This is a genomic window from Aurantiacibacter luteus, assembly GCF_001010945.1.
Lineage (GTDB): Bacteria > Pseudomonadota > Alphaproteobacteria > Sphingomonadales > Sphingomonadaceae > Alteraurantiacibacter > Alteraurantiacibacter luteus.
Map to the genome: position 1 here is coordinate 867,143 of NZ_LBHB01000002.1, position 19,126 is coordinate 886,268.

General features: G+C 67.2%; 17 protein-coding genes. 12 read left to right on the top strand and 5 right to left on the bottom strand.

Going from position 1 to position 19,126, the window contains the following annotated elements; genetic code table 11:
* Window positions 1-18: 18 nt before the first annotated feature.
* The 4 genes from AAW00_RS15010 (at window position 19) to AAW00_RS15015 (ending at window position 4,957) form a co-directional block, all read left to right on the top strand.
* Window positions 19-783 carry an IclR family transcriptional regulator gene (locus AAW00_RS15010; protein ID WP_047004288.1) on the top strand — a complete coding sequence of 255 codons (765 nt, stop codon included), beginning with the start codon at window positions 19-21 and terminating at the stop codon, window positions 781-783.
* A 117-nt stretch (window positions 784-900) separates the two neighbouring features.
* Window positions 901-3,378: a TonB-dependent receptor gene (locus AAW00_RS10720; protein ID WP_047004289.1), complete on the top strand. Its 2,478-nt coding sequence runs from the start codon at window positions 901-903 to the stop codon at window positions 3,376-3,378.
* A 168-nt stretch (window positions 3,379-3,546) separates the two neighbouring features.
* Window positions 3,547-4,737: a glycosyltransferase family 87 protein gene (locus AAW00_RS10725; RefSeq protein WP_047004290.1), complete on the top strand. Its 1,191-nt coding sequence runs from the start codon at window positions 3,547-3,549 to the stop codon at window positions 4,735-4,737.
* 73 nt (window positions 4,738-4,810) lie between these two features.
* Window positions 4,811-4,957 (top strand): hypothetical protein, encoded by a 147-nt coding sequence (locus tag AAW00_RS15015; protein WP_156170037.1) that lies wholly within the window; start codon window positions 4,811-4,813, stop codon window positions 4,955-4,957.
* 99 nt (window positions 4,958-5,056) lie between these two features.
* On the opposite strand, the gene desA is transcribed toward AAW00_RS15015, so the two are convergent.
* Window positions 5,057-6,484 (bottom strand): syringate O-demethylase, encoded by a 1,428-nt coding sequence (gene desA, locus AAW00_RS10730; protein ID WP_047004291.1) that lies wholly within the window; start codon window positions 6,482-6,484, stop codon window positions 5,057-5,059.
* A 33-nt stretch (window positions 6,485-6,517) separates the two neighbouring features.
* Window positions 6,518-7,231: an alpha/beta fold hydrolase gene (locus AAW00_RS10735; RefSeq protein ID WP_241461707.1), complete on the bottom strand. Its 714-nt coding sequence runs from the start codon at window positions 7,229-7,231 to the stop codon at window positions 6,518-6,520.
* Between the two features lie 111 nt (window positions 7,232-7,342).
* Between AAW00_RS10735 and AAW00_RS10740 the strand changes: the two genes are divergently transcribed.
* The 6 genes from AAW00_RS10740 (at window position 7,343) to AAW00_RS10765 (ending at window position 15,344) form a co-directional block, all read left to right on the top strand.
* The gene (locus tag AAW00_RS10740; protein ID WP_156170038.1) at window positions 7,343-8,215 is read left to right on the top strand and encodes a methylenetetrahydrofolate reductase; all 873 of its coding nucleotides are present in this window, start codon (window positions 7,343-7,345) and stop codon (window positions 8,213-8,215) included.
* A gap of 10 nt (window positions 8,216-8,225) precedes the next feature.
* Window positions 8,226-9,164 (top strand): bifunctional methylenetetrahydrofolate dehydrogenase/methenyltetrahydrofolate cyclohydrolase FolD, encoded by a 939-nt coding sequence (gene folD / locus AAW00_RS10745; protein ID WP_082125018.1) that lies wholly within the window; start codon window positions 8,226-8,228, stop codon window positions 9,162-9,164.
* A 42-nt stretch (window positions 9,165-9,206) separates the two neighbouring features.
* A complete protein-coding gene (folD, locus tag AAW00_RS10750; protein WP_047004293.1) occupies window positions 9,207-10,097 on the top strand; it encodes a bifunctional methylenetetrahydrofolate dehydrogenase/methenyltetrahydrofolate cyclohydrolase FolD in 891 nt (296 codons plus the stop codon).
* Window positions 10,098-10,124: 27 nt separating this feature from the next.
* Entirely contained in the window at window positions 10,125-11,603 is a 1,479-nt protein-coding gene (locus AAW00_RS10755) for a flavin-containing monooxygenase (RefSeq protein WP_047004294.1), read from the top strand.
* Window positions 11,600-12,376, top strand: coding sequence for a competence/damage-inducible protein A (locus AAW00_RS10760; RefSeq protein WP_047004295.1), 777 nt, complete (start codon window positions 11,600-11,602; stop codon window positions 12,374-12,376). The genes AAW00_RS10755 and AAW00_RS10760 overlap by 4 nt, the downstream gene beginning before the upstream one ends.
* Before the next feature lie 67 nt (window positions 12,377-12,443).
* Entirely contained in the window at window positions 12,444-15,344 is a 2,901-nt protein-coding gene (locus AAW00_RS10765) for a DUF2339 domain-containing protein (protein ID WP_052761884.1), read from the top strand.
* Between the two features lie 161 nt (window positions 15,345-15,505).
* On the opposite strand, the gene rplA is transcribed toward AAW00_RS10765, so the two are convergent.
* Both rplA and rplK read right to left on the bottom strand, forming a co-directional pair.
* Window positions 15,506-16,198: a 50S ribosomal protein L1 gene (rplA, locus tag AAW00_RS10770; protein ID WP_047004296.1), complete on the bottom strand. Its 693-nt coding sequence runs from the start codon at window positions 16,196-16,198 to the stop codon at window positions 15,506-15,508.
* Between the two features lie 4 nt (window positions 16,199-16,202).
* The gene (rplK, locus tag AAW00_RS10775; RefSeq protein WP_047004297.1) at window positions 16,203-16,634 is read right to left on the bottom strand and encodes a 50S ribosomal protein L11; all 432 of its coding nucleotides are present in this window, start codon (window positions 16,632-16,634) and stop codon (window positions 16,203-16,205) included.
* 218 nt (window positions 16,635-16,852) lie between these two features.
* Between rplK and AAW00_RS10780 the strand changes: the two genes are divergently transcribed.
* Together AAW00_RS10780 and AAW00_RS10785 are read left to right on the top strand one after the other, a co-directional pair.
* Entirely contained in the window at window positions 16,853-17,662 is an 810-nt protein-coding gene (locus tag AAW00_RS10780; protein ID WP_082125019.1) for a CPBP family intramembrane glutamic endopeptidase, read from the top strand.
* 88 nt (window positions 17,663-17,750) lie between these two features.
* Complete coding sequence (locus tag AAW00_RS10785; protein ID WP_047004298.1) at window positions 17,751-18,554, top strand: lipid II flippase Amj family protein; 804 nt, start codon at window positions 17,751-17,753, stop codon at window positions 18,552-18,554.
* A gap of 6 nt (window positions 18,555-18,560) precedes the next feature.
* Here AAW00_RS10785 and nusG read toward each other — a convergent pair whose 3' ends face one another.
* Entirely contained in the window at window positions 18,561-19,100 is a 540-nt protein-coding gene (nusG, locus tag AAW00_RS10790; RefSeq protein WP_047004299.1) for a transcription termination/antitermination protein NusG, read from the bottom strand.
* Window positions 19,101-19,126: the final 26 nt, after the last annotated feature.

Below are 19,126 nucleotides of genomic sequence, written 5' to 3' on the forward strand. Positions count from 1 at the left end.
TGCGGAAAGGGACGCTTCATGGCAACGACTGCCGACAGGGTTCTCAGCCTGCTTGCCTTGTTCACCGAACAACGTGCGAGATGGACAGTGGAAGAGGCGGCGGACGCGCTGTCCGTTCCTACCAGTACGGCCTATCGCTATTTCCGCAGCCTCGCCGATGCCGAACTTCTTTCTTCGGATTTGCCTGGCAGCTACGTGCTGGGTCCTGCCGTGTGTGCACTTGACCGGGCGATGCTGATCAACGATCCCTTCATCAATGCCGCCGCGGCGCAAATGCATCGGATGGCGGAGGAGCATCCGGATACGATCGTCCTGCTTGCCCGCCTCTATCGGGGTACGGTGATGTGCGTGCATCGAGAGGGCGACCGCCTGGCAGCCGATGGTTACGAACGCGGCCGTCCGATGCCACTGGGCCGCGGTGCCGCATCGAAAGTCATCCTGGCGAACCTGTCCTCGCGCCAATTCCGGGCGCTCGCCCGCGCGGAAGGCAGCGAGGCCGAAATTGCCTCCGCACAAATGCAGGAGACGTTGCGCCGTATCAGGGTCGACGGGTTCGCGGTGACGTATGGCGAGATCGATCCCGACAAGATCGGCCTGTCGGTACCGGTGATGCGCGACGATACAGCGGTGGAAGGCAGCTTGTCGTTCGTCATCCGCAAAGGGGCGGCACATGACGAGCGAGCCCTTCTGGGCAAACTCATCCGCGGACGCAAGACGATCGAGGGCAACCTGATGCTCGCGCGCTTGTCGGCTTCGCACCGGCGGGCCGGAACATCGGATTAGAATTTACGCGCACAAGATTTCTCACAGATTGATATCGTGCATTGACCGGTCGCATATCGATGACGTAGATTTCTGGGCAAGGCGCAGCAAATGGCGCACGACCCACGGAGAGGTATCATGATCGCACGACTGCTCGGATCGGCTTCCGCCGCTGCTATCTTTCTGACGCTGGCATCCGCTGCTGCAGCGCAGGACGTCCCGCCCGAACAGCAGGATGACGACCGCGATGCGGGCTTCTCCGGCGAGATTATCGTCACCGCGCAGCGCCGCGAGGAATCGCTGCAGGATACCGCCCTCGCCGTCACTGCACTGGGCGGCGACCGATTGCAGAACCAGCAGGTGACGACGCTGCAGGATCTGCAGGTGGCCGTGCCCGCGGTAACCTTCGGCAACGACTTCAACATGGCCAAGGTCTTCATCCGCGGCGTAGGTGCCAACACATCGACCACCGGCAGTTCGACTGGCGTGGCGTTGCACGTCGATGGCGTCTATGTCGCGCGCGCGGAAGCGCAGCTGACTTCGCTGTTCGATCTCGAGCGGGTAGAGGTTCTGCGCGGCCCGCAGGGTACGCTATACGGGCGCAATGCCGTGGGCGGCTCGATCAACCTGATCACCGCCAAGCCGACCGACTATTTCTCCGGCTACGTGCGCGGGACCTACGGAAACTACAACCGCTTCATCGGTGAGGCGGCCATCGGCGGCCCTATCACCGAGGGCATACGCTTTCGCGTGGCGGGGATGTCGCAGCAGGGCGACGGCTTCGGCGTCAACCCGGTCACCGGGCAGGACGTGGATGACATGAACCGCTGGATGGGCCGTGCGCATCTGGAATTCGACCTCGGCAGCACCGGCGAACTGCTGCTGACCGGAGAGTATTTCCGCCAGAACGACAGCGCTGGCGCGGTGCATTATCTCGCCCCGTCCTTCCCCGGTGTGCCGCGCCTCGCGCCGTTGGGCGTTGGCGGCTACGCCATCGAACCGCGTGATCTTGCCAGCGAGATCCAGCCGGGTACCGATACCGAGAGCTACGCCTTCACCGGACGCCTGTCGTTCGATCTCAACGATAGCCTGAGTATCGCCAACATCGCCAGCTACCGCGATTTCTACAGCAAGCTCTATCAGGATCTCGACCTGTCGGGCGTCCAGAACGGCTTTACCGTCAATGGCCGCCCGTCGACCGTGCAACGCCGCACCATCGATGCCGAGCAGTTCAGCAACGAACTGCAACTAACCTACACGTCCGATCTGATCGAGGGCGTGCTCGGCGGCTATTACTTCACCGAAGAGCAGCATCCCAACGATACGCTCGGACTTGGCCGTGAAACCGGGGTTCCGACCAACACCGCGATCCTTGCGCGCGACGGCGTGCCGCTCGACCGCGCCTATTTTCTCTGCGGCTTCCAACCCGACGGCACGACCGGGGGTAGCGCGCTGCAAACGCCCAAGCGCGTGTGTACGCGGTCCAATCTCGATACCGAGGCCTGGGCCATTTTCGGGCAGGCGACTTTCGATGTCGGCCAGCTCGTCCCGGCGCTCGACGGCTTCTCCGTGCGTCTGGGCGGTCGATTCAGTCATGAGCGGGTCGAAAGCGAGAATCCCGGCGTCGTGATCCGCTATGCCGCCGGCGCGCCCAACAACGCTCTGCCGACGCTCGTGGCGACCGAGGAAGGCACCCATGCCGAGCGTACCTTCGAGGACTTCAGTCCCGAATTCGGCCTGCAGTACCGCCCCAACCCCGACCTGCTGTTGTATTACACCTACTCTGAGGGCTTTAAGGCGGGCTCGGGCGAGAACGCCTTTGCCAGCACCACGATCGTCGATCCGGAATACATCTCCAACCACGAGGCGGGGATCAAGTACACCTTCATGGATGGGCGCCTGAACGCCAGTCTCACGGGTTATACCTACGACCTCGAAGGCCTGCAGCTCAACAAGACGATCGCCGGCGGGCCCACCGGCTACACCACCGTGTTCGACAACGCCGCCGACAGTTCGGCAAGCGGTATCGAATTCGAACTGTTCGGCAGTCCTTTCGATGGCTTCCGTTTCAGCAGCGCCGTTTCCTATACCGACGCCAGCTTCGGCGATTATGTCACTATCGATCCGTTCCGTCCGGCCAACGTCGCCGGCGGCACACCCTACAACGCGGTGACCAATCCCGATCCGACCGCCTTTGGTGCTCCCTGCGACAGCCCCGAAGACCTGCCGACCACTCAGACCTGCGAGATCAATCTGGCCGGCAATGCTTTGCGCAACACGCCCGAATGGTCGGTCAACACTCACCTCGAATACGATCTGCCCTTCGAACTCGGCGACGGCGGCGTGCTGACCGCGCAAACCGACTTCAGCTATCGCAGCCGGATCTACTTCACCGAATTCGAGCGCGAGATCGAAAGCTCGGCCCCCTATGCGCTGGTCGATGGCGCACTGCGCTACGAAAGCGGCGACGGCGATTTCACGGCGTCGGTCTGGGTGCGCAACCTGTTCGACGTCGACCGCAAAAGCAGCACTTTCGCTCTTGCGACAGGCCGCCTTATCGGCGCGACCTATCTGCCGCCGCGGACCTTCGGCGTGACTGCCGGTTACGAATTCTAGCGCGGGATTGCTGCGGGCGCCGAAACAAAGGCAGGTTTCGTGCATCATGGTCGATGGTGGGTCCGACCCGATCGGCCTTGATGCAGCCTGCCTTCCGCCCCGCAATTCTCCACAACTCGCGCCAGGTCCGCATTTCCTTGCCTGCGTGTGAGGGCGCATGACGCGGCGATGGGGCGAGCGATTTCTTTCCTGCGCGAGGCGGAGTGGCTGACGGGGGAGCGGGTGCGTGGCTATGCCGTGATCCTCGGGCTCGCCAGCCTGGCGCTGCTTGCCAATTCCTATCTCAAGGCGATGGGGCCGGGCGGCAGCGATTTCCTCGCCTTCTGGGGTGCCGGGCACGTCACCGCGGCAGGCGATCCCGCCGCCGCCTACGATCTCGCCGTGCAGGAGCGGGTGCAGACCGGCACCGGGAGCGAGGGCTGGTTCGCCTTCGTCAACCCGCCGCCGTTCCTGTTCCTCGCCGCGCCGTTCGGAGCCCTGCCGTTCCCGCTCGCCTGGATCGCCTGGGTCGCGGCGACCTATGCCGCCTATGCCTGGGCGGGCATCCGCGCTTTTCCCCGACTGTGGCCGCTGGTGCTGGTCTTCCCCGGGGCGCTGCTGGCGGCAGGCCACGCGCAGACCGGGCTGCTGACAGGCGCGCTGCTGATCGGCGGGGCGGCGCTGCTGGACAGGCGGCCGGCGCTAGCGGGCGCGCTGCTGGGCGCGCTGGTCATCAAGCCGCACCTCGCGCTGCTGATACCGTTCTGGCTGGCGGGCGCGGGCAACTGGCGCGCCTTTCTCGCCGCCGGGGCGAGCGCGCTGGGGCTGATGCTGGCCGCCTGGCTGGCCTTCGGCATCGACACGATGGCAGGCTACACGACAAGCTGGCAGGCAAGCGCCCTGCTCATGCAGAGCGAGAACCCCGATTTCTACCTGCGCATGGCGAGCGCCTACAGCCAGCTGCGCCTCGCCGTCGATCCGGGCCTCGCGCTGGCCGCCAACCTGGCGTTGGCGCTGGCGGCGATCATGCTGGCCTTTCTCGCCTGGCGGCGCATGGGCGAGGACGGGCTGGCGAGCGGGGCGCTGGTGCTTGCCGCCACCGCGCTCGCCTCCCCTTACCTCTTCAACTATGACCTGCCGTTCCTGCTGCTGCCGCTGCTGTGGCTGGTGCACACGGGCCTTCACCACGGGTTCCGCCCGTTCGAGAAGCTTGCGCTCGTCGCGCTGTTCCTCGCGCCCTATGCCACGCGCGCGGCGGCGCTGGAGATCGGCGTTAACCTGATGCCGCTTGCCTCGCTTGCGATCGTCTGGTTCGTGTGGACGCGTGGCACAAGCGAGACAGGTGTGGCCCATTTGCCATTCCCATCCCGCTTGCGGTGAGCCGAGGGGAACCGGATGCCGCGCTGAACATTTTTCCGCCTAGAGACGGGTTCACCGAAAGGAGGCATAGCCAGTGTCCATGATATTTCGCAGCAGCCGCCCCGACGGGTGGAGCAGCCCGCGCCCCTACAGCGACCCCAGCTACCGTTCGATGTCGCACGGCAAGATCCTGCCGATGGAAGAGCCGGGCTTCTTTGAGCGCCTGTTCGGCCGCCGCTGACCGGCATTTCCGTTTGCCGCCCGCGCAGCGGCCACGAAAAAAGGGCGACCGTTTTGCGGGCCGCCCTTTTTTGTTGCCTGTAACTCTCGCCGCGCCGGATCAGGTGTTCGCGCCCACGCCCGACTGGCGCCAGCTGTCGGCATAGGCCGAGCGGGCGACGTTGGAATAGGGCACCGGGCTGATGACGGCCTTGATCTCGGTCTGCTCGTGCGGCTCGACCGTGGGCTTGCTGGTGCCGCCGTCGGGCTCGCCCCAGACCAGCGTCACCTCCTTGCCCATCTCCACCTCGTCGGGGTCGAGCATGGCGAGGCTGAGCATCTTGCCCTCGTTCGAGCTGTAGCCGATCCAGGTGGAGACGCCGATGTCCTTGCCGTCGGCATTCTTCACCGTGTCGAACGGGTGCATCGCATAGACCGCGCTCGGAAACTCGAACCACTTGGCGCGCCCGCCGCTCGCGAACATCGAGCTCATCACGCGGGCCACGTTCTCGTCGTCGAGCGCGAGGGTGACCTTCTGCTTGTGCTTCTCGTCCTTTATCCGCTCCAGCGCCTCGCGCCCGATGAAGTCGTGGTCGAACTTGACGATGTGGCCGTAGCCGATGTCCCATGGGGTGAGGTAGTAGCCCTCGACGCTATCGGGCACGTAGCTGCCGCCGATGGAGGCCTTGCCGGCATAGCTGTTGGCACCCGCCCAGGCGCGGAAATCCTTCATCATCTGGCTGTCGCCGGTGTAAAAGGCGGGGAGCGGGGAGGGCAGCCAGCCCGATTCGAGCGTGTTCGAGGAATAGGCGCGGCCGCCGACCAGCTCCAGCCCGTGGTCCTTGCCAGCCGCGACCAGCGCCGAATGCACAACCTCGTAGTCCGCCCAGGGACCGAACAGCTCGTAGCCCGGCTGGCCCGCCATGCCATGGCGCAGCGCGATCACGTCCTTCCCGGCGATGTCGACGTGGGCCATGTTGAAGAACTTGAGGTCGGGCGGGGTCTTGCCCATCGCCTGTTCCAGCACCTTCATGGCGTTGGGGCCCTGCAGCTGGAAGCGGTAGTTCTTGCGCACGCCGTCGCTGCGCATGGCGGTACGCTCGTCGCGCTCCACGGTCACGTCCCATTTGCTGCCGTCGGGTTTGGGATACTGGGCGTGGAACTCCAACCACTCGATGGCGGGCGCGCGGCCTACGAGGCTGAACTCGTTCTCGGCGAGGTAGAACAGGATGACGTCGCCGATGACGTAGCCATCGGGGGTCACGGGCACGTATTGCTTGGCCTTGTTGACCGCGAAGTTCTTGAAGCTGTTGATGCCGGTATATTCCAGCAGCGCCAGCGCGTCGGGGCCGCGCACGTAGAGCTCGACCATGTGATAGCTCTGGTTGAACAGCACCGCCGCGTCGCCCCAGGCCTTCTGCTCCTTGCGCCAGTTCGAATACTCGGCCGGAACGCCGGGATAGACGTTGGGGCCGGTCTGCTGGTTGCGCAGGAAGTGGACGACGTCGCTCTCGCCGTCGAGTCTGGATTGCAGGGTCTGGTCGCTCATTGTCGTTGGTCCTCTCATGGGTTCGGTGAAAACTCAGTCGGCGGGGCGGGCGAGCCAGCGGGCGATGGCCGCGTTCACTTCGCCGGGTGCCTCGCGCATGATCATGTGCCCCGCGCCCGGCACGACGACGAGCTCGGCATCGGGAACGGCGTCGGCGATGGCGCGGTGCTGCGAGGGCGGGGCCCAGACGTCCAGTTCGCCCGTCATCACCAGCACCGGGCAGGTAAGGTGAGGTAACAGGTCGTCGATCGGCGGACGGGCGAGCAGCGCCCTTATCTGCGCGTCGAACAGGGCCTGGCCCTTCGACAGGCTCATTTCGCGCATCTCGGCATAGGCGGGAGTGTCGCGGTTGGCCTCGGCCACCATCGGCGGCAGCCATTGGTCGACGAGCGCCGCGAAGCCGTGGTCGTAGCCGACCTGTTGCAATGCCGCGCGCTTGGCGGGTTCGCCCTCGCCGACGGAATGCACGCCGGTGGACACCAGCGCGAGGCGCCGCACACGCCGGGGCGCCATGCGCGCCACCTCCATCGCCACGCGCCCGCCCATCGAATGGCCGAACAGGTCGAGGCGGTCCGCCCCGTTCTCGTCCGCGGCGGCCAGCGCCACCCGGGCCATTTGGGTGATAGAGTCCGCCATTCCGTAGCCATCGACCACAAGGGCGCCGGGAAATGCTGCCACCTGCCGGGCATACATCCGCGAATCGCAGACAAGGCCTGGCAGGAAAGTCAGCATTTCGGCGATTTCCACTCCGTTTGTTCGCGCTCTTGAAAATTTCATCTATACGAACAAACAGGCTTTCGCTAGGGTTTTGTCGCGTTGACGGGACTCGCGCTGGCGAGCGGAAAGAGGAGAGCGAGCGTGGGCTATGAGACGATCCATCCGAACTGGGAGAAGCCGGCAGGCAACATGGTCGATGGATATTCGCTGGAAATGACGGCGAAGGAGATCGATGGCCTGCGTGAGGCCGCGCCGCTGATCCGCCCGGACACCCAGATCGCCGTCACCTTCCTGCCGGGAGAGGAGATCGAGCAACGCATCGAGGCGAGCAGCGTGGTACGCGAGCTGGGCTTCGAGCCCATCGCCCACGTCTCCGCCCGCCGCATCAGGAGCCACGAGGAGCTCGACTACTACCTCAGCGAGACCGCCCGGCGCGCGCAGGCGAAGCGCATCTTCGTGATCGCCGGCGATCCGCCCGAGCCGGAAGGCCCGTTCGAGGACAGCCTGCAGATCATCGAGACCGGTCTGCTGGAGAAATACGGTTATCAGGTGATCGGTGTAGGCGGCCATCCCGAAGGCCACCCGAACGTCGACAAGGATGCGCTGTGGACGTGGATGAAACGCAAGCTGGATGCCGTGCGCGCCCGCGGCATGACCCCGCTCATCGTCACCCAGTTCGCCTTCGACGACGACGCCATCGTCGAATGGCTGGGCGAGATGCGGCGGCGCGGGATCGATGTGCCGGTGCGCCTGGGCGTGCCCGGCCCGGCGGGCATCAAGCGACTGCTCGGCTTTGCCAAGCGATGCGGTGTGGGGGCGAGCGCCAGCGTGATGAAGAAATACGGCGTCTCCATCACAAACCTCATCGGCACTGCCGGGCCGGACAAACTTGTCGACAACCTCGACAAGAAGCTTGGGCAAGAGCATGGCCGCGTCAGGTTGCACTTCTATCCCTTCGGCGCGCTGTCCGCTTCGGCGGAATGGATCAACGATTACGACGCTCGCCACAGCTGAGACGAATACAATGGCTGAGATCATCGACGGCCGCGCGATCGCGCGCCAGCTGGACGAGCGCACCAAGGCCGAGATCGACGCCATGCTCGCCGCCGGATGCCCCGCGCCGGGCCTTGCCGTAGTGCTGGTGGGCGACGATGGCGCGAGCCAGGTCTACGTCCGCCGCAAGATCAAGGCCTGTAAAAAGGTCGGCATCCGCTCCATCGAGCATCGCCTGCCCGGCGATACATCGCAGGCCGACCTGTGCGCGCTTATCTCTCGCCTCAACAAGGACGACAGCGTGCACGGCATTTTGGTGCAGGTGCCGCTGCCCGAACAGATCGATACGCGCGGCGTACTGCGCTCGATTTCGCCGGACAAGGACGTCGACGGCTTCCACCCGGTCAATGTCGGTCGCCTGACCACCGGGGTCGGCGGCATCGTGCCGTGCACCCCGCTCGGCATCATGATGCTGATCGAGAGCGTGCTCCCCGACCTGAAGGGCAAGGACGTGGTGGTGATCGGCAAGTCCAACATCGTCGGCAAGCCCGTGGCCAACCTGCTTCTGGACGCGGAGGCGACGGTCACCGTCACCCATATCTACACCGAGAACCTGCCCGACATCTGCCGCAAGGCCGACGTGATCGTTGCCGCCGCCGGCGCGCCGGAACTGGTGCGCGGGTGGTGGGTGAAGCCGGGCGCGGTGCTGATCGACGTCGGCATCACCCGCCGCACGGGCGCGGACGGCAAGGAGAAGCTGGTCGGCGACATTGCCTTTGCCGAGGTCCAGCATGCCAAGGCCGTCACCCCGGTGCCGGGCGGCGTGGGCCCGATGACCATCGCCTGCCTGCTATCCAACACGGTCAAGGCCGCGCGGTTGCTGCTGGGCGGGGCGCGGGAGGACGGCGACGACTACGCCGACGCGCCCGATCGTTCGATGTACGCCAAGGGCCAGACCGCCGAGGTTTAAGCGCGCTTGCCAAGGGCGCGGCGATCGGGGATCATCGGTGCCATGGCCGAAATCATCGACGGGCGCGCCGTGGCGCGGGAGCTGGACCAGCAGACGCAGGAGATCGTCCAGTCACTCGTGGCAGAGGGCCATGCGCCACCCGGACTTGCCGTAGTGCTGGTGGGCAATGATCCGGCGAGCGAAATCTATGTCGGGCACAAGACGAAGGCGTGCGAGCGACTCGGCCTCGCATCGTTCGAGCACCGCCTTGCGGAAACCACGTCCGAAGGCGCGTTGCTGGCCCTGATCGGCGAGCTCAACGACCGCGATGAGGTCGACGGCATCCTGGTTCAGGTGCCCCTCCCGGATCACATTGACGAGGCGCGGGTGCTGGAGGCCATCGACCCTGCCAAGGACGTCGACGGGTTCCACCCGGTCAACGTAGGCCGCGTCAGCGCCGGGACTGGCGGGATCAGGCCGTGCACTCCGGCGGGCGTGGTGATGCTGATCAAGTCGGTCGAGCGCGATATCGCCGGGCTCGACGCGGTGGTGATCGGTCGCTCCAACATCGTCGGCAAGCCGGTGGCCACGCTGCTGCTCGCCGAGGGTTGCACCGTCACCGTAACGCATTCCAAGACCCGTGACCTTGCCGCCAAGTGCGCCCGGGCCGACATCCTCGTCGCCGCCGTGGGCAAGCCGGAACTGGTGCGCGGCGACTGGGTCAAGCCCGGCGCCATCGTGATCGATGTCGGCATCAACCGCACGCAAGGTGGCGAAGGCAAGGGCAGGCTGTTGGGCGACGTGGCTTTCGACGAAGTGCAGCACGCCCGCGCCGTCACCCCCGTGCCCGGCGGCGTTGGCCCCATGACCATCGCCATGCTGCTGCACAACACGGCGCAAGCCGCGAGGACATTTGCCAGCGGCGGCGAAGGCGGTATGACGCAAGACCAGTAGCAATCCGCAACCAGACACAGGCCGCCCATGAACGCTCCCGGTACCGACGTCATCATTATCGGCGCGGGTATCTCGGGCATCTCGATGGCCGCGCACATGGGGATGCTGTCGCCGGGGCTCGATTACCTCATCCTCGACCGGCGCGAACAGATCGGCGGCACCTGGGACCTGTTCCGCTATCCCGGCATCCGTTCGGACAGCGACATGCACACGCTGGGCTTCGCCTTCGAGCCGTGGCGGCACGAGGATTCCATCGCCGACGCGCCCGCCATCCTCGAATACCTCAACCGCATCGCCGACGAACGCGGCATTCGCGAACGGATGCGCTTCGGGCAGGAGGTGCTGCGCGCCGACTGGGACTCGGCCGGCGCGCGGTGGACCGTCACCGCTCGCGCCGCCGACGGGTCGGAAACCGCCTACACCTCGCGCTGGCTCTATTTCGCCAGCGGCTATTACGATTACGACAACCCCCACGACGCGGCGATCCCCGGGATAGAGAGCTTCGGCGGCGAAGTCGTTCATCCGCAGTTCTGGCCGCAGGACCTCGACTACGCTGGCAAGGACGTGGTGGTGATCGGCTCGGGCGCGACGGCGGTCACGCTGGTCCCGGCGATGGCGGAGAGCGCGAACAGCGTCACCATGCTGCAGCGCACGCCGACCTGGATGGGCGCGATGCCGCGGCAGGACGCGGTCGGCAAGGTGCTGCAACGCTGGCTGCCGGACGAGTTCGCCTATCGCCTCACGCGGTGGAAGAACATCTTTCTGCGCGACTACATCTTTCGGCTCTCGCGCCGCAATCCGGGCAAGATCGCCGACCGCCTGCGAACGATGACGCGCGAGGCGCTGGGCGACAATTACGACCCCGTGCATTTCGAGCCGCCCTACAATCCGTGGGAACAGCGCCTGTGCCTGGTCCCCGACGGCGACCTGTTCGAGGCCATCAACGCGGGCAAGGCGAGTATCGTTACCGACCGCATCGCAGGCTTCGACGAGGGCGGCGTGCTGCTGCAATCGGGTGAGCGCCTGCCCGCGGACATCGTCATTACCGCAACCGGCCTGAGGCTGGCGCTGGCGGGCAAGGTGGCAGTATCGCTCGACGGCGAGCCGCTCGAGTGGACGCAGCACTATTTCTATCGCGGCACGATGTTCTCCAACGTGCCCAACCTGTCGTTCGTGTTCGGCTATCTCAACGCCAGCTGGACGCTGCGGGCGGACTGCAACGCGCGCTATGCCTGCGAGGTGCTGAACCACATGGACACGATCGGCGCGGACATCGCCGTGCCCGAACTGGCAGAGGCGGACGAGCCGGGCGCGGTCGATCCTTGGGATTACACTTCCGGCTATCTCGAGCGGGCGCGTAGCCTGATGCCCAAGGTCGGACCTGAGCGGCCGTGGACGCTGGCGCACGATTACCTCGCCGATCGCAGGGACTTCCGCCAGCGCCCCGTCGCCGACGGCGTGCTGCGCTTCAGCCGCGCGGCGCGACAGGCGGAGGCTGCCGAATGAGCGACCCTGACACGAACAAGAATCGGGTCTTTACCGCCGCGGTGCTGGTGATCGGGGACGAGATCCTCTCCGGCCGCACGCACGACAAGAACATCGCCCAGATCGCCAGCTGGCTGCAGGTGCAGGGCATCCGCCTTACCGAGGCGCGCGTCGTCTCCGACACGATGGAGGCCATCGTCGCCGCGGTGAACGCGCTGCGGGATAGCTACGATTACCTCTTCACCACCGGCGGCATCGGCCCGACGCACGACGACATCACCGTGGACGCGGTGGCCGAGGCGCTGGGCGTGCCGGTCGTGGTGCATCCCGGGGCGCGGGCGATCCTCGAGGACTATTACGGCGGGCGCGGGCTTGAGCTTACCGAGGCGCGGCTGAGGATGGCGCGCGTGCCAGATGGTGCCGATCTCATCCCCAACCGGATGTCGGGCGCGCCGGGCATCAGGTGGGGCAACGTTTTCATCATGGCCGGGGTGCCGCATATCACCGCGGGGATGCTCGACGCACTGACCGGCACTCTGGAAGGCGGGGCGCCGCTCATCAGCGAGACCACCGGCTGCTGGGTCGCCGAGAGCGAGGTGGCGGAAATGCTGCGCGCAGTCGAAAAGGCGCATCCCGGCTGCCAGGTCGGCAGCTACCCGTTTTTCCGCGAGGGCAGGACGGGCGCAAACTTCGTGGTCCGCTCGACCGATCCCGCCCTGCTCGCCCGCGCGGTCGAGGCCCTGCGCACCGGACTTGAGGGTGACGGCCGCGAGGCGGTGGCGGGTGGCATCTGATCTTCGCGCCGCTTGTCGGATAGGCTGCGTGCGCTAGAGTTGTCCGACAGGGGGTCGGCACCGGCGCATGGAATGGATCTTCATCATCGGTCTGGCCGTCGCGGCCTGGCGCCTGTGGGAGCGGGTGGGCGTGCTCGAGGGGCAGGTCGCCTGGCTCGAGAACCTGCTGGCGCGCGGTACGCCGCCGGGTGCCGCGTCCGAATTCGAGCCTGGCCCTGAGCCTGAGCCTGAGATAACTGCACCGCCGGTCGTTGCCGCCCCTGCGCCGCAACGGTCGCTCACGCTGGTCGACAGCGTGCGCAAGGTCGTGGCCGAGGTGCTGCCGCCGCAGGACGAGGAGCGGACGGCAGAGCGGCGCGGGCCGCGGATGCCGAGCTTCGATTTCGAGGACCTGTTCGGTCGGCGCCTGCCCATCTGGGCGGGCGGCATCGCGCTGGCGGCGGGCGGGATATTCCTCGTCATCTACGCCATCGAACAGGGGCTGATGGGGCCGGTCACGCGCGTCGCCCTGAGCTTCGTTTTCGGCCTGCTGCTGCTGGCGGCGGCGGAGGCCGCGCATCGCTTTGCCACCCGCGTGGACGATCCGCGCGTGGGGCAGGCGCTGGCGGGGGCGGGGCTCGCCACGCTCTACGCCGCCTTCTACCTCGCCGGGGCGCGCTACGGCCTGATCGGCCCCGCCGTGGCCTTTGCCGGGCTCGCGCTGGTGACGGCGAGCGCCGTGGGGCTTACCTTTCGCTACGGTCTGCCGACCGCCGTGCTAGGCCTCGTGGGCGGGTTCGCCACGCCGATGCTGGTGGCGAGCGAGGAAGCGAACGTGCCCATCCTCGCCTTCTATCTTGCCCTGCTCAGCGCCGGGCTGGCGCTGACGGCGAAGCGCCTCGGCCACGGCTGGCTGGGCGTGGCGGCGCTGGTGGGCGGGTTCGGCTGGGGCGGCGCCATCCTCTCAGGCGGTCCGCTAGCGAGCGGCGATAGGGTGGCCGTGGCGCTCTACCTGCTGGCACTTGGCGCGGCGATTCCGCTGATCGTGGGCGACCGGGCGCGCCTGCCGCTGACCCGCGCCATCGCCGGCGCAGTGGCGGCGGTGCAACTGGGTGTGCTCGTCCACCTCGCCGGATACGATATGCTGACGTGGAGCTTCTACCTGCTGCTCGCCGCAGCCCTCTCCGGACTGTCGTGGGCTTACCCCGCGCTGCGACCCGGCGCGATGCTGGCGGGCGCGGTGGGCGCTTTCCTCCTGTGGATGTGGCCCGATCCCGTGGCAGGGCGCTTTGTCGCCGTCGCCGCCGCGCTCGGCGCGGTCGTGCTGGGCACTCCGCTGGCCCTCGTCTGGAAAGAGCGCGGCGGCTGGCCGGAGATCGCGCAGGCGAGTGTCGGTGCGCTGGCGATCGGGTTCGCCGCGCGCTGGCAGTTCGGCAGTGCGGACAACGATGTGGCGCTGCCGGGACTGGCCGCAGGGCTCGCCGCGCTGGCACTGGTCGCGGGCGCGGCGGGCTGGCTCGCATGGCGGCGCCAGGCGCTCGCCCGCGTCCTGCCGCTCGCCGTTGCATCGTGCGCCGTGCTCGCCTTCGGCGCGCTGCACTCGGTCCTGCCGGACTGGGCCGAGGTAACGGGCGCCGCTGCGGTTACGCTGGCGCTTGCCGGGCTGGTGCGGCTGCGGCAGGCCCCGGCGCTCGCAGGCATCGCCTGGGCGGGCCTCGCGGTCACTCTCGCGACCCTGCTCTCGACCGGCGAAATGCTGGACGAACTGGGACGCACCGTGGGCGATACGCCGTCCTTCTCCGTGGTTCACGCCCTGCTCCGCTGGGGTGTCGTCGCGGCCGTTCTGACCGCGCTGGCGCTGGTCGAATGGCGCGCCCGTTGGCGCCGCGCGGCGGAGGCGCTGCTCGGGCTCGTGCTCTATGTCCTGCTGGCGCAGGTTGTGCCGGGGGACTGGCTCGCCTGGACCGCCGCAGTCGCCGCAATGGCCGTCGCGTGGTCCCTGCGGGAGCGCGATGGACTGTGGGGCGCGCTGGTCGCGCTGGTCTTCCTGTGGGCGCTCTGGCCGCTGGGTATCTGGGTCTCCGCCGGCTCCGAAGCACTGGCGGGCCAGCCCATGCTGGCGAGCGACGTCCCCGACGCACGCCTGACGCTGCTCCAGTTGATGCCGCTCGTCGCCAGCGCCGCGCTCGCGGCATGGCTGCTGGAGAGCGGTGCGCGGGCGCGGCTGCTGGCCCTGCTCGCCGGCAGCGCGGCGCTGGTCGCGGGCCATGCGCTGTTCAAGCAGGCCCTGCACATCGACGGACCCGGCGAATTCCTCGCCTACGGCATGGCGGAGCGAACTGTGTGGCAGGCGCTGCTGGTGGGCGGCGGCGCGGGGCTGGCCAACCTCGCTCCGCGCGCGCCGTGGCGGCAGGTCGGCATCGCGAGCGCCTCGACGGGGCTCGCGCACTTCGCGGTCTTCTCTTTCGCCATGCACAATGCGCTGTGGTGGCCGCAGGCGACAGGACCCGCGCCGCTCGCGAACTGGCTGCTGCCGAGCTACGCCGTCGCCGGGGCCGGCCTGTGGTGGCTGGCGCGGCAGGCTGGCGAGAGCCTGCGCGGTCGCCTTACCGTGCTGGCCGATGCGCTGGCGATGCTGCTGATTGCGTTCTGGGCGCTGTCCGAGCTGCGCCACGCGTTTTCGGGCAGCGTGCTCACCGCCGCGCCGATGACGCAGGCCGAGGACCTGCTGCGCTCGCTGATGGGCATCGTGCTGGCGCTCGGCTTCCTGTGGTGGGGATCGCGAACTGGACAGCGCCGCTGGCGCATCGGCTCGCTGGTGCTGATGCTGGTGGCGGTGACCAAGGTCTTCCTGTTCGACGCCGCGGGTTTGGCGGGCCTGCTGCGCGCCGCCAGCTTCATCGCGCTGGGCGCCAGTCTCATCGGCATCAGCTGGGTCTATGCAAGGCTGCTGTCGACACGCGGCGAGGCCACGCCCGCAGCGCAATGAAAAGGGCCGAGGGATCGCTCCCCCGGCCCGTTTCTTTGTCAGTCCCGCCCCGTTCGGACCCGTTTGGGTCCGCAAGGGCGACCGCCCGCCCGCAGCGGGCACGCAGCGAAGCGAAGTGCGTCTAGCGAGGACGAACCCGCGGAGGCGGGTTCGCCAACAGGTTACGCGCCCTCGACTTCGCTCAGGTCGACCTTCAGGCCCGGGCCCATCGACGAGGTCAGCGAGACCTTGCGGACGTACTTGCCCTTGGCGCCGGCGGGCTTGGACTTCACCACCGCCTCGGTCAGCGCCTTGAAGTTGGCCTTCAGCGCCGCATCGTCGAAGCTCAGCTTGCCGATGCCGGAGTGGATGATGCCCTGCTTCTCCACGCGGTATTCGACCTGGCCGCCCTTGGCGTCCTTCACGGCCTGCTCCACGTTCGGAGTCACGGTGCCCAGCTTCGGGTTCGGCATCAGGCCCTTGGGGCCCAGCACCTTGCCGAGGCGGCCGACGACGCCCATCATGTCGGGCGTGGCGATCACGCGATCGTAGTCGAGGTTGCCGTTCTGCATGTCTTCCATGAGATCTTCGGCACCCACCTTGTCGGCACCCGCCGCGGTGGCCTTCTCGGCATTGTCGCCGCGGGCGAACACGGCGACGCGCACGTCCTTGCCGGTGCCCGAGGGCAGCGACACCATGCCGCGCACCATCTGGTCGGCATGGCGCGGATCGACGCCCAGGTTCATCGCGACCTCGACGGTCTCGTCGAACTTGGCCTTGTGCTCGCGCAGGACGGCGAGCGCATCGTCGAAGGTGTAGAGCTTTTCCGCGTCGAGCTTGGCGACGGTCTGCTGCTTCTTGGTCTGCTTTGCCATGCTATCAGCCTTCCACCACGTCGAGGCCCATCGAACGGGCGGAACCCTCGATGATCTTCATGGCCTGGTCGATGTCGTTGGCGTTCAAGTCCGCCATCTTGGTCTCGGCGATCTCGCGCACCTGCGCCTTGGTCACCTTGCCCGCGCTGCTTTTGCCCGGCTCCTTGGAGCCCGACTTCAGCTTGGCGGCCTTCTTCAGCAGGAAGCTCGCCGGCGGCGTCTTGGTGATGAAGGTAAAGGAACGGTCGGCATAGACGGTGATCTTCGTCGGGATCGGCATGCCCTTTTCCAGGCTGTCGGTCGCGGCGTTGAAGGCCTTGCAGAATTCCATGATGTTGACACCGCGCTGACCCAGCGCCGGGCCGATGGGCGGGCTGGGGTTGGCGGCGCCGGCGGGCACCTGAAGGTTGATGTAACCTTCGATCTTCTTGGCCATGGTGGCCTCCTTTTCTCACTATCGTTCCGGCCAAAGTGATTTCTGGCCCGGAACTCATGGTAAGCGGTCGAACGGCTCGCCGGTGGGCGAGCCTTCCGCGCGGATTTCCCGATGCTGATGCGTGGGAAGGCGCGCACATAGCGATTCCGGGGCAAAAGGCAAGCGCGCGCGGGCGGCTCGCCTTGCGCGCGGTGTTGGGCCGCGATAGCCCGTGCGGCATGGAAACCGCACCCGGCATCGCCCCCGTCTCAGTCACTTCGCCCGCACCCGCAAAGAAGGCCGGCACGCTGGGCTACTTCTGGTTCATCGCCCAGATCGTGACCGTGGCGCTGGTCTATCTCATCGCCAGCACCGGGCCGACCATCCCCGCCATCATCGATGCGGTGCAGAACGGCACCGATCCGGAGGACGCGCTGACCTCGATGGCGACGCTGGCATCGGTCGTGCTCGGCATGGCGGGCGGCCTGCTGGTGTGCTGGCTGTGGCTGCGCAGCGAGGGCCGCGTGGCCGAGGTGTTCGACCTCACCCGCCCGCCGCCCGGCGGCTGGCGCAAGGCGCTGGCCTGGGCGGCAGGGGCGACCGTGGCGATCGTGGCCATCTTCCTGGTGGGCGCGCCGCTGGTCGAGGCGCTGGGGATGGAAACGCCCGACGCCAGCTTCGTGCTCGATTTCGTCACCGAGAGCCCGCTCATGTTCACGCTGTGGGTGCTGGGCGTCGCCTGGCTGGCGGCGGGGCTGGGCGAGGAGCTGCTCTATCGCGGCTTCCTGATGGACCGGCTGGAGCGCCTGCGCGGCATCGGCAACAGCACCGCGGCCGTGCTGATCATACAGGCCGTGCTGTTCGGCCTGCCGCACGCCTACCAAGGCGCGGGCGGCATGGTGCTGACGGGCAGCATCGGCCTGCTGCTCGGCTGGGTGCGGCTGCGCTTCGGCGGCAACCTGTGGGCCTGCGTGCTGGCCCACGGCGCGGTCGACACGATCATGATGAGCCTCGCCTACGCCGACAAGCTGGGCTGGGTGCAGGTCTGAGGCACGCGGGCGTCTGCGTTTTCCGCGTCGCCAAGCCGCGCGCCCGCGCCTATAGCGGCGGCCATTCTGCCGCAAAGGTCGCCAGCCAGTGGATCGCCAGCTCGTCATCATCTGCCTGCTGACGGTGGTCATCCACCTCATCGGCACGCTTGCCTACGCCGCCCGCATCGCCGGGGTCCGCACCCGCCGCATCGCCATGAGCTTTGCCCTGTTCAACGCCTTGGTGCTGGTCTCGCGCCTGTCCAACGGCTTCCTCGCGCCGCTGATCGCCAAGCGTGTCGAGAACGCGCTGGCGGACGAGGCATCGGCGCACCTGCTGCTGGATTTCCGGGTGATGATCGCCGCTTCCACCGTGGGCGTGATCGTGGGCGTGCTGCTGGTGCCGAGCACCCAGCGGGTCTTCGCCAAGGTGATCGAGCAGATGCGCGAGAAGAAATCGCTCGCCCGCCTTGCGCTACGCACCGCGACGCCCGCGGGTCTCAGGACCCTGCGCGATGCGGCGACGCTGCCGGGCAAGGCGCACCTGACGAACCTGCGCCGCCCCAAGTCGGTCGGCTGGGGCATCCTGGGCGCCAACTGCGTGGCGCAGGCGATCCTGGTGACGGGCGTGCTCGCCTCGATCTACGCCGGCTATCTCAACCCGGAATACCGGGTGACGGCGTCGCAGCTCTCCGCCCTCATCAACGGCTTTGCCACGATTCTGCTGTTCCTCGTCATCGACCCGCAGCTCTCCATGCTGACCGACGACGTGGTCGACGGGCAGGTGAGCGAGCCGGCCTACCGGCAGGCGATCGTGTGGATTTCCGGCAGCCGGCTCATGGGCACGTTGCTGGCGCAGGCGCTGTTCGTGCCCGCCGCGCTGGCGATCGCGTGGGTCGCCAACACCCTTTGACGATGATTACTTGGCCAGTTCGACCTGGTCGAAATCCAGCTCCACCGGGGTCGCGCGGCCGAAGATGGAGACGCTGACCTTGACCTTGGCCTTGTCGAAATCGAGTTCCTCGACCTCGCCGTTGAAGCTGGCGAAGGGGCCTTCGAGCACCTTGACCGCATCGCCGATCTCGTAATCGACGCTGATGTCCTTCTTGGGCGCGGCCTTGGCTTCCTCGACCCCGCCGAAATAACGCGCGGCCTCCTTCTCGGAAATCGGCTGCGGCTTGTTGCCGCTACCCAGGAAGCCGGTGACCTTGGGGGTGTTCTTGACGAGGTGATAGACATCGTCGGTCAGGTTCAGCTTGGCCAGCACGTAGCCGGGCATGAACTTGCGCTCGGTTTGCACCTTCTTGCCGCGCTTGATCTCGGTCACGGTCTCGGTCGGGACCTCGACCTCCTCGACGCCTTCCGAAAGGCCCAGGCGCTCGGCCTCGGACAGGATGGCGTCGCGCACCTTGTTCTCGAAACCGGAATAGGCGTGGATGATGTACCAGCGGGCAGCCATGATGCAGTCGTTTCCCTGTAGAATGT